Below are 10,961 nucleotides of genomic sequence, written 5' to 3'. Positions count from 1 at the left end.
CTCCCCACCCCCCCCCCCCCCCCTCCCCCGCGGGGGGGGCCGCGCCCGGCGACGCCCCCCCCCCCCGGGCCCGGGGGCGGGGCGCGCGCCCCCCCCCGCGCCCCCCGCGCCGTTTCCCGGTGGCGGCGGCTGCGGTGGTGTCGGTGGTGTCGGGTCCGCGGTTTCTCATCACCGACCGGCACAATGCGGTCCGGCCCGACCGGGCCGGAACGACGGCCGGAACGACGGCCGGACCGGCGGGTTTCAGGCCGTAACCGTACCGACCGGTACGGTCGGTGGGCTGCGCCTGAACCCCGACCGGGGTGGGCGCCGTAGAGCGGGACGGAACGGGACGGGGGAGGAACGCCGGATGGAAGCGGACGGGCCGGAGGTGCGGGAGTACATCGCGGCCCTGGTGCAGATGGGCGCACCGGTGGTGCCGGGGCCGTCCGGGCTGGCGGTGCCGGCCTGCGGCGCGGCCGAGGTGACGGCCGTCGCCCGGCGGCTGGCGCTGGGGGTGCTGCCGGAGCGCCAGCGGCGCGCGGAACCCACCCCCGGGTTGCTGGGCCTGGCCCGGGCGCTGGTGGTGGACGAGCACCCCTCCGCACCGGGGTGGACGGTGGCCGAGCGCGAACGGCTGGCCGGCTGGGTCGCGGTGCTGATCGAGCACCGGGGCGAGGACGGGGTGCAGGACCTGGTGGAGGCGCTCAACGGCGGCCCGGCGGCACCCGGCACGGACTGAGCCCGGCGCGGCCTCCCCGGCACGACGGGGCGGCACCCGGCGCCGCGCCGGGTGCCGCCCGGTCCGGGCGTTGGCGGATCGTTGGCAGGTCCTTGGCGGCGCCCGGCAGGCTGATGTCTACCGCCACGGGGGATGTCCGGCGGAAGCCCTGCCATGTGCCCTTGCCCGACCTGAGAGGTAGCGCGTGTCGAAGCAGTCCGTCGCTCCGCCCACGTCCGTCGCCCAGCCGCCCGCGGGCCCCCCTGCCGACCCCGTCGCGGTGCCGGAGCCGGCCCCGGTCCGACGGACCCTTGACCCCGACACCCTGGCCGAGATCCACCGGCTGCACGGCGGCTACCTGTTGCGCGCCCTGCTGCGCAACACCGGTGGCGACCGCGGCAAGGCCGAGGACATCCTCCAGGAGACCCTGCTGCGCGCCTGGCAGCACCCGGAGGCCCTGGCCGCCGGCCCGGAGCACAGCCGCCCCTGGCTGTTCACCGTCGCCCGCCGGATCGCGATCGACCACTACCGGATGGCCGCCGCCCGCGCCCAGGAGGCCATCGGCGAGCCGGTGGAGGACCGCCCGCTCGCCGACGACCCGTACGAGCAGGTGGTGGTCGCCCGGGACATCGCGCTGGCACTGCGGCGGGTGCAGAAGCACCACCGCGAGGTGCTGGTCGAGCTGCACCTCAAGGACCGCTCGGTGCTGGAGGCCTCGGCGCAGCTGGGGGTGCCGCCGGGGACGGTCAAGTCCCGCAACTTCTACGCCGTCCGGGCCCTGCGGCCGGTGCTGGCGGCCGAGCACGGGTACGCGCCGGCCACCGGCTGAACCCCTGGCCCAACAACCCCCGGCTGATCCCTCCGGCCGAACCCTCGGTAGGACTCCGGGGGACGGCCGTCGGGTGAGCGCTACGCGACCGGACCGTCCACGGCGGTCCGGTCGCTGCCGGGTGCGCTGCCGGGTGCGCCGCCCGGCGGCCCGCCGGGTGCGCACCCGGCCTCCGGTCCGTCCCCGGCGCGCAGGCTGAGCGAGGCCTCCAGACCGGCCGTGAACTCGCTGCGGTGCCCGGCCAGCCGGTCGTGCCGGCGGAAGCGCTCCAGCGCCGAGGCCAGCCGCTCGCGCACCTGCGGCGCGCGGCCCCGGGCCACCAGGTGGGCCGCGTAGGACTGTTCGGTGACCGCGTGGAGGTAGAGCAGGCCCGCCTCCTCGCAGGCGGCCAGCAGCCGGTGCCAGGCCAGGTCCGCGGCGTGGTCCCGGACGGTCGGCGGCAGGGCCTGCGCCTCGGTCAGCAGCGACCACAGGTGCACCTGGGTGACCGGGCGGGGCGGCAGCAGCTCCCGGGCCTCCTGGGACAGCCGCTGGGCGGCCGTCGGATCCCCGGTCGCCAGACTCACCCAGCCCTGGTGGACCAGGGCGTCGACCAGCCGCTTCCGGTCGCCCGACCGGACGGCGAGCGCGGTCGCCTCCGCCGCCAGCCGCTGCGCCCCGGCGGAGTCCCCGAGCATCGCGGTGACCAGGGCCAGCGAGGCCTGTGCCCGCACCCGCGCCGAGGCGGCGGCCGGCCCCTCGGCGGACTCGGCGGCCGCCACCGCGCGCCGGGACGCCTCGGCCGACTCGTGCCGGCGCTCCAGGGCGACCAGTGCCTGGGCCCGGCAGTTGTGCAGGAACGCCACCGCGACCGGGTCCGCGCAGCGCTCCGCCGCCGCCAGGCCGACCTCGGCGCGGGCCAGCCAGTCGGTGAAGCGGCTGGCGCCGTAGTACAGCGAACCAGTGGTCAGGGCGAGCCGCCAGGCCCGGCCGGGGTCGCTGACGGCGGCCTCGTCGATCAGCGCCCGCAGCGCGGGCTCCTCGGCGCGGAACCAGTCGAGCGCGGTGCGGATGTCCACCACGGGCGGGACGGCCTGCGGGCTCCGGGCGGGCACCCCGGCGTCCTCCTGGCCGGGGTCGAGGTAGCCGCCGCAGTGCTGCAGCGCGGCCTGGTAGTGGTCCAGCAGCCGGGCGCGGGCCTGCTCCCGGAGCTGCTCGGGCTGTTCGGCGAGCAGCTGGACGCCGAACAGCCGGACCAGCTCGGTGCGGTGGTAGCGGCCCGGGGCGGTGCCGGTGAGCAGATGCCGGGAGGCCAGCTCGCCGAGCGCCCGGTGGGCGGTGGCCGGGTCGGTGTCGAGCAGGGCGGCGGCCGCCTGGCCGTCCACCTCCGGGCCCGGGTGGACGGCCAGCAGGGCGAGCAACCGGGCTGCCGACGGCGGCAGTTGGCGGTGGCTGAGGAGCAGCTGCTGGCGCAGGCCGGTGCGCTCGTCGAGCTCCAGGGCGGCCAGCCGGCCCTCCTCGTCGGCCAGGTCGGCGACCAGCGCGGCGACCGTCCACTCCGGGTGGGCGGCCAGCCGCGCGGCGGCGATCCGCAGGGCGAGCGGCAGGCCCTCGCAGAGCCGGACGAGTGCGGTGGCGGCGGACGGTTCGGGGCGCAGCCGGTTCGGCGTCAGCAGGTGCTCCAGCAGGGCCAGGGCGTCGTCCTCGGGCAGCGCGGTCAGCCGCAGCAGGGCGGCGTCGTCGGTGGCGACCAGCTTCTCCAGGGAGCAGCGCGCGGTGACCACGGCGGCGCAGCCCGGCCCCTCGGGCAGCAGGTCGGCGAGCTGGTCGGCGTCGGCGGCGTCGTCCAGGACGACCAGCAGCCGGCGGCCCCGGGTGCGCTCGCGGTAGAGCGCCGCACGGCCGGCCCGAGTGGGCGGGAGGGCGCACTCCGGGACGCCGAGGGCGCGCAGGAAGCGGCCGAGGACGGCGCCGGGCTCGGCCGGCCCGGCCGGGTCGAGGCCGCGCAGGTCCGCGTACAGCCGGCCGTCCGGGTAGCGGTCGGCGGCCCGGTGGGCCCAGGCGGTGACCAGGGCGCTCTTGCCGGTCCCGGCGGGGCCGACCACCAGGGCCGGTCCGTCGGTGGCCCGGTCGGGGGCGCAGGCGCGGTCCAGCCAGCGGAACTCGGCGGTGCGGCCGATCAGTTCCACGCGCAGCCCGGGCAGCTGCCGGGGGACCGTCGGGAGCGGTCCGGCGGGCGGGGGAAGGGACCCGCCGGCCGCGGCCGGCACCGGGACGGCCGCCGGGGCCGCGGCCGGTACCGCGACCGGCGCCGGCCGGTCGTCCGCCAGCACCTCGGCGAACGCCGCCCGCAGCGCCGGCCCGGGCCGGATGCCCAGCTCGCGGTCCAGCCGCAGCCTGGTCCGGTGGTAGGCGCTCAGCGCCTCCGCGGGCCGTCCGGCCTGGTGCAGACAGCGCATCAGCAGCGCCACCAGCTCCTCGCGCAGCCCGTCCCGCCGGACGCTCTGCTCCAGCAGCGGCACCGCCGCCGCCCCCGCGCCCTGCCCCAGCCGCAGCGCGGACCACCGGAGCAGGGCCGCCGTCGCGGACTGCTTCAACTGCTCCGCGGTCGCGGCCCGCAGGGGGGTGTCCGGCAGGTCCGCCAGCGCCTCCCCGCGCCACAGCCACAGCGCCTCCTCCAGCAGCGCGACCGCCTCCCCGTCCGCACCCCGGTCGGCGCGGTCGGCGGCCCGCCCGGCCAGCCCCGCGAACCGCAGCGCGTCCACCTCCTCGGCCGGCCCGCTCAACAGGTAGCCGTGGGCCCGGGTGTGCAGCTCGAACGGGGTGTCGGCGAGCACCTTGCGCAGCGCCGCGACGTGCCCCTGCACCGCCGCCCGGGCGCTGGCCGGCGCCCGCTCGCCCCACAGCAGCTCGCAGAACTGGTCCATGCCGACCACCTGCCCCAGCCGCAGCGCCGACAGTGCCAGCACCGCGCGCCGTTGCGACCCCGCCAGCGTGGCGAGGCCGCCCGCCGCGAGCCGAAGCTCCACCGGCCCGAGCAGCCGAATCCGCACCCGTACCCCCACCTCGTCCCGCCCGATGATCCGACGGCGGCCCCCGGGACGGAGCAGTCGTCCTGCGCGCACCGGCCCGGTTCGTGCCCGGACGCTCGTCGCCGCGCGGGCCGCCAGGGGTACAGAGTCCCAGGAGGGGCCGGATGGTTGCCTGGGGGCGTGTCCGGGCGTCCCGCCCGCCCCGTAGCGCCCCGCGGCCGCCGGTTGCCGCGGCGGTGCCCGGGCCGGATAGCGTGCGGGCATGGACGAGCACTCCGAGAGACACGTGAACGCCCGGTACGAGCGGCTGGCCCAGCGGGTCCGCGACGAACTCGCCGCCGCCGGGCTGCCGGTGACGGCCCCCGGCCTGCACCGCGGCCTCGCCACCGGCGCCGAGGTCCGGGTCAGCACCTGGAACCAGCACTTCGGCGCGGCGGACCCGGAAGTGCTGGTCAGCTGGCACGTCAGCCCCCGGCTGCGCGGCCGGGCCGGGGAGGAGGCGCAGCAGGCCGACGGGGAGACCCCGGCGGTCCGGCAGTCGGGCGAGGCCCAGACCGCGATGGCCACCGCGATGATCGCGATCCTCACGGCGGCCGGCTACACCGCACGCGACCACGGCAACGAGTACGCGCCGTTCGACGTCCAGGTCCTCGCCGGGCCCGAGCGCCGGACCGCACCGGCCTGGGCCGACCGCGAACCGGCCCCGGGCGGGCCGGCCGACGGGCCCGGGAACTGAACCGGGCAGGGCCCGGGAACTGAACCGCTCGGGCCCGCCCCGTCGTCCCTCCCTACGGGGGCGACGGCGCGGCACCGGAGGCCGACGACCCCCGACGGGAAGGGGAGCATGGAGATCGAGCTGCTCGGGCCGATGACGGTCCGGCGGGCGGACGGCACGGTGGTCACCCCCTCGGCCCCGAAGCGGCGCGCGCTGCTGGCGGCGCTGGCCGTCCGGCTGAACCAGCCGGTGGGCGCCGAGGAACTGATCGAACTGGTCTGGGACGGCGCCGCACCGCCCACCGCCCGGGCCGCCCTCCAAGGGCACGTGGCCGCGCTGCGCCGCCGACTGGACGACCCCCGGCTGGTGCTGGGCACCCGCGGCGGCGGGTACGTCCTGGAGGGTGACGCGGACCGGGTGGACCTGGTCCGCTTCGGCGCGCTGCACGACCGGGCCGGGGTGCTGCTGCCCGGCTCCGCCGCCCGGCTCGGCGCCGACGATCCGGCCGTCCCGCTGCTGCGCGCCGCCCTCGACCTGTGGCGCGGCCCGGCGCTCGCCGACTGCGGCTCCGAGCTGCTGCGCACCCGGACCCTCCCGGCCCTCACCGACCTGCGGCTGCGCACCCTGGACCGGCTGGCCCAACGGCTGCTGCTGGCCGGCCGCGGCGGTGAACTGGTGGCCGAACTCGGCGCGGCCGCCGACGCCCACCCGGGCCGCCAGCCGCTGGCGGCCCGGCTGGTCCAGTGCCTGGAGCAGGCCGGCCGCGGCCTGGAGGCCCGGGCCCGGTACGACCACGCGCTGACCCGGCTGTCCGGCCCGCCCGGTCCGGAACTACGCATGGCCGGCGAGCAGTTGGCCCGCCACGCCCCGCCCGACCGGCGCTTCGTCGGCCGCAGCGCCGAACTCGCCGGCCTGCACGAGGCCCTGGCCGTCGCCGCCCGGACCGGCCGTCCGATCCTGGTGACCGGCCCGGCCGGAGCGGGCAAGACCGCTCTCGTCCAGCACTGGGCGGCGCAGCGCTTCCCGGACGGCGTGCTCCGCGCCGACCTGCGCGGCACCCACCCGGACGGGCCGCGCGAACCCGCGGACGTCCTGGCCGGGTTCCTCACCGACCTCGGCGTCGCCCCCGAGGCCGTCCCCGCCGGGCTGGAGGAACGCGCCGCCCGCTACCGCGCCCTGCTCGCCGACCGCCGGATCCTGATCCTGTTGGACGACGCCGCCGACCACCCGCGGCTCGCCCCGCTGCTGCCCGGCCGGCCCGCGACGGTCGGCTCCGTCCTGGGCCCGGTCGCCGTCGTCACCAGCCGCGACCGGCTGCGCGCACTGCTGCTCCACGAGGACGCCCTGGCGCTGCCGCTCGGCCCGCTCAACGCCCAGGACGCCCGCGCGCTGCTCGCCCGCGCCCTCGGCCCGGACCGCCCCGCCACCGCCCCGCGGACCGCCGCCGAACTCGACGAACTCGCCGAACGCTGCGACCGCCTGCCGCTGGCCCTGCGCCTGGCCGCCGCCCGCCTGGCCGCCCGCCCGGACTGGACCCCGGGGGACCTCGCCGCCGAACTCGCCGACGAGCAGACCGGCCTGACCGCCCTGGCCGGCGTCGGCGGCGGGCCCGACCCGAGCGGCATCACCGCCGCCCTGGACCGCACCTACCGGACCCTGCCGCCCGCCGCCGCCCGGCTGTTCACCCTGCTGGGACTGCACCCCGGCGCGGTGATCGACACCGCCACCGCCGCCGCGCTCGCCGACCTGCGGCCCGCCGCCGCCCGCACCCTGCTGACCGCGCTCGACGCCGTCCACCTGCTCGCCGAGACCGCACCCGGCCACTACGCCCGCCGCGAGCTGGTCCGCCGCTACGCCGCCGGACAGGCCGCCGAACTGGACTGCGAGGAACGGTTCGGCGCCCTCGACCGGCTGATCGCCCACTACCTGGAGCTGACCGCCCCGTGGGGCCCGGACGGCAGCGGCGACGGCAGCGGTGGCGACGGCGGTGGCGCCGCCGGTGGCGACGGAGCCCGGCCGGCGGCCTGGTTCCGCCGGGAGGAGAGCGCGCTGCACGCCGTCGTCCTGTGCGCCGAACAGTACGGGCGCACCGGCGCCGCCTGGCTGCTCGCCCACCGGATCGGCCGGCTGTACGAACTGTCCGGGGACACCGGCGGCGAGGACCGGGCGCACCGGCGGGCCGTCGCCGAGACCGGGCTGCGCGCCGCGAAGGCCGCCCGGGACGACGCGGCGCTCGCCCGGCTGGGCACCGACCTGGCCGTCCTGCACGTCCACCGGGCGGCCCACCGCACCGCCCTGGAGCAGCTCGGCGCCGCCGTCGCGGCCGCCGACCGGGCCGGGGACGCGCTGCTGCGCCACCACTGCCGCAGCCGGGTGGCGGCCGCCCTGGCCCGGGCCGGGCAGTACGACCGGGCGGTGCCGCTGCTCACCGAGCTGGTGACCGCCGCCCGGGCCCCGGCCACCGGGCACCTGCTGGTCGGGGCGCTCACCGAACTCGCCGAGGCCCTGGTGCGGGTCGGCGCCCCGGAGCGGGCGCTGGCGCACGCCGACGAGGCGGTCCGGATCGCCACCGACCGTACGGCCCGGGGGCGTTCGGGCCCCGCCCGGCCGGGCGCGGAGCGTTCCGGCACCGGCGAGGGGGTCCGGACCGACCGCGCGGCGGTGCTCGCCACCCACGGCCGGGCCCGCGCCCTGCACGCCCTCGGCCGCCGGGACGCGGCGCTGTCCTCGGCCCGGCTCGCCGTCGCCCTCGGCCGCACCGTCGGCGACCCGGCCGTGGAGGCGCGCTCGCACGGGCTGCTCGCCGACCTGCTGTTCGCGCTCGGCCGCAGCGTCGAGGGGACGGAGGCCCGACGGCAGGAACGGGCGCTGGCCGCGGGCGAGCGCTGAGCGGCGCTCAGGGGGCCGCTGGGGCCCCGGCGGGGTCGAGGAAGTGGTCGGGGGAGTGGTCGGGGGAGTGCACAACTGCCTCCCCTGGCAACGGGGTAGGCGGAACTACAGGCGGTTCCGCTGGGCGGTTCCGCCCGCCGGGCGCCCGTCCCTCCCACATCCCCGCAGGCCGCGGCCGGGTACGCGCGGCCCGTCCCACGGGGCATACTTCTGCCTGAGACGATCTGCCCGGCGTGCGGCCCGGCAGAACTGCGGCGGAACTGCGCGAGCGCGGACCAGCGGACCAGGGGGCGGGGCGGGCAGATGGTGGTTGCGAGCGGAACCGGGGAGTTCGGCCATCTGCTGGCCGGCCACCGGGTGACGGCCGGGCTGACCCAGGAGGACCTGGCGGCCACCGCCGGGGTCAGCCTGCGGGCCCTCGGGGACATGGAGCGCGGCCGCACCCGAGGACCGCAGCGGCGTACCGTGCAGGCGCTGGCCGCCGCCCTGGGCCTGGACGGCCCGCAGACCGCCGCGCTGGAGCGGGCCGCCCAGTCCGGCCGCCCCCGGGGCGTGCGGCAGGTGCCCCCGCAGGGCCCGGCGACCGGCGCCGCGAGCCCGGCGGCCACCGGCCCCGGCGGACCGGCCGCCGACCCTGCCGGACCGTCCGCAGGGCCGCACCGGGCCGCCGGGGCGCCCGGGCCGGGTACGGCCCCGGACCAGGCACCGCCCGGCGGCCCCGGGCCCCGGACCGACCCGCCGGTGCCCGGAGCCCTCGCCCTGCCGCGCGACCTCGCCGACTTCACCGCCCGCGAGCAGGCCCTCGCCGACCTCGCCGCCCTCACCGCGGACCGGCACCCCGCCCACCCCCGGGTGGTGCTGATCAGCGGCCAGCCCGGCCTGGGCAAGACCGCCTTCGCCCTGCACGCCGCCCACGCCCTCGCCCCGGCCTTCCCGGACGGCCAGCTCTCGCTGGACCTCGGCGGCATGGCCGCCACCCCGCTGCCCGCCCGGGAGGCGCTCGGCCAGGTGCTGCGCGCCCTCGGGGTCAAGGACGGCGCGGTGCCCGCCGGGACGGAGGAACGGGCCGGACTGTTCCGCGCCCTGGTGCGCGACCGACGGCTCGTCCTGGTGCTGGACGACGCCGTCGACGAGAGCCAGGTGCGCCCGCTGCTGCCCGGCGTCGGCCCCGCCGTCACCATCGTGACCAGCCGGCACGCGCTGCCCGGCCTGGAGGCCGTGCACCGGCTGCGGCTCGACGTGCTCTCCCCGGTCGAGGCCACCGCCCTGCTGGCCCGGATCGCCGGGCCGGAACGGGTCGAGGCCGCACCGGCCGCCGCCGCGGACCTGGCCCGGCTGTGCGGCTACCTGCCGCTCGCGCTGCGGATCGCCGGGCAGCGGCTGGTGGCCCGGCCGCAGCAGCCGGTGGCCCAACTGACGCGCCAGCTCGCCGCCGAGGAGAACCGCCTGGACCTCCTGGAGACCGGGGACCTGGCGGTCCGTCCGGCCTTCGAGCTGTCCTACCGCAGGCTGCCGGCCGAAGCCCGGCTGGTGCTCCGGCGCTGCGCACTGACCGCCGGGCAGGACTTCACCGCGGCCGTCCTGGCGCACTACGCGGGGCTGTCGGCCGGGCGCACCGAGCTGCTCCTGGAGCAGCTCGTCGACGCCGGCCTGGTGCAGCCCGCCACCCCGGAGCGCTACCGGCTGCACGACCTGGTGCGGCTGTACGCGGGCGAGCGGCTGGCCGCCGACGAGCCGGCCGGGGCCGTCGCCGAGGCCCGTACCGAGGCCGGGCGCCGGCTGCTGCGCGAGGCGGCCGGGCACGGCCTGCGCTTCGACCCGGACGCCTCGGCCGACGCCTCCGCCGGTGGTTCCGCCGACGATCCGGCGCTGCTCCTCACCGAGTCGGCCCGCTGGTTGGAGGAGGAGCACCCGGAGTGGCTGGCCGCGCTCTACCGGGCCCAGCGGGAGGGCCGCCACCGGGAGGTGATCGACACCGCCGAGGCCATGCACTGGTTCTCCGACCGGCTGCTGAGCTGGGACCTCTGGGGCGAGGTGTTCCAGCTGTCGGTGGACGCCGCCCGGGCCTGCGGCGACCGGCGGGCCGAGGCGGTGCACGTGAACTACCTGGCCTGGACGTACACCACCTGTCTGCACCGCTACCAGCGCGGCATCGAACTCGCCGGTGAGGGGCTGGAGTTGGCCCAGGGGCTGGGCGACCACGAGCAGCAGGGCTGGGCGCTCACCTACCTCGGCTCCGGGCTTCGGCAGCTGCAGCGCCACCGGGAGGCGAGCGAGAGCTACCAGCGGGCGGCGGACGCATTCGCCGAGGTCGACAACCGGGCCGCGATGATCGGACGGCTGGTCACCCTGCGCGGGGCGGCGACCTGTCTGCGCGAGCTGGGCCGGGCCGAGGAGGCGGTGGACGTCCGCCGCCGCGCGCTGGCCGGCGCGCTGGAGCTGGTGGAGCGCTGGTCCTCGCCGCTGATGCACCTGCTGGCGGCCATGACGGCGCACGAACTCGGCCAGGACCGGGCGGCGTTGAAGCGCTGGCCGGCCGCCGAGAAGGCCTACCGGCAGGCCCTGGTGCACTACGGGGCGGTCGGGCGCCCGGACAGCATGACCAAGGCGCTGACCGAGCTGGGCACCGCGCTGATCGAACAGGGGCGGGCGGACGAGGCCCGCGAGATCCTCACCGATGCGCTCACCGACCTGAGCGCGGACCGGGGGCCCCGGGGGGGGCGGCCGCCCGCGCGGCCGGCCGCGCCCGGGGCGCCGGGGGGGGGGGGGGGGGGTGTGAGGGGGGAGACAGGGGTGGTGCACCAACACGACGCCCGC

The 10,961-nt window shown here is 79.0% G+C and carries 6 protein-coding genes; 5 read left to right on the top strand and 1 reads right to left on the bottom strand.

Translation table 11 applies throughout. The features are described 5' to 3' along the window. Positions 1-349 precede the first annotated feature (349 nt). Together ACFXOZ_RS40650 and ACFXOZ_RS40645 are read left to right on the top strand one after the other, a co-directional pair. Positions 350-721: a hypothetical protein gene (locus tag ACFXOZ_RS40650; RefSeq protein WP_375886647.1), complete on the top strand. Its 372-nt coding sequence runs from the start codon at positions 350-352 to the stop codon at positions 719-721. A gap of 184 nt (positions 722-905) precedes the next feature. Then, positions 906-1,529, top strand: coding sequence for a sigma-70 family RNA polymerase sigma factor (locus ACFXOZ_RS40645; protein ID WP_375886650.1), 624 nt, complete (start codon positions 906-908; stop codon positions 1,527-1,529). Between the two features lie 80 nt (positions 1,530-1,609). Here ACFXOZ_RS40645 and ACFXOZ_RS40640 read toward each other — a convergent pair whose 3' ends face one another. Continuing rightward, positions 1,610-4,561 (bottom strand): BTAD domain-containing putative transcriptional regulator, encoded by a 2,952-nt coding sequence (locus tag ACFXOZ_RS40640; RefSeq protein ID WP_380595069.1) that lies wholly within the window; start codon positions 4,559-4,561, stop codon positions 1,610-1,612. Between the two features lie 241 nt (positions 4,562-4,802). Between ACFXOZ_RS40640 and ACFXOZ_RS40635 the strand changes: the two genes are divergently transcribed. The 3 genes from ACFXOZ_RS40635 to ACFXOZ_RS40625 all read left to right on the top strand — a co-directional run. Further along, positions 4,803-5,276 carry a hypothetical protein gene (locus ACFXOZ_RS40635; protein WP_380523983.1) on the top strand — a complete coding sequence of 158 codons (474 nt, stop codon included), beginning with the start codon at positions 4,803-4,805 and terminating at the stop codon, positions 5,274-5,276. 108 nt (positions 5,277-5,384) lie between these two features. Then, on the top strand, positions 5,385-8,144 hold the full coding sequence (locus ACFXOZ_RS40630; protein WP_380595067.1) for a BTAD domain-containing putative transcriptional regulator: 2,760 nt from the start codon (positions 5,385-5,387) through the stop codon (positions 8,142-8,144). 303 nt (positions 8,145-8,447) lie between these two features. Then, the coding region (locus ACFXOZ_RS40625; RefSeq protein WP_380595065.1) for an ATP-binding protein at positions 8,448-10,961 on the top strand (2,514 nt) is incomplete at its 3' end.

The organism is Kitasatospora sp. NPDC059160, assembly GCF_042755465.1.
Taxonomy (GTDB): Bacteria; Actinomycetota; Actinomycetes; order Streptomycetales; family Streptomycetaceae; genus Kitasatospora.
This window is presented reverse-complemented; position numbering and strand designations above follow the sequence as displayed.

What these genes read in the sequence shown, in the direction of transcription:
- ACFXOZ_RS40650 (WP_375886647.1), top strand. Translation starts at nt 350, where the DNA reads ATGGAAGCGGACGGGCCGGAGGTGCGGGAGTACATCGCGGCCCTGGTG.
- ACFXOZ_RS40630 (WP_380595067.1), top strand. Translation starts at nt 5,385, where the DNA reads ATGGAGATCGAGCTGCTCGGGCCGATGACGGTCCGGCGGGCGGACGGC.
- ACFXOZ_RS40635 (WP_380523983.1), top strand. Translation starts at nt 4,803, where the DNA reads ATGGACGAGCACTCCGAGAGACACGTGAACGCCCGGTACGAGCGGCTG.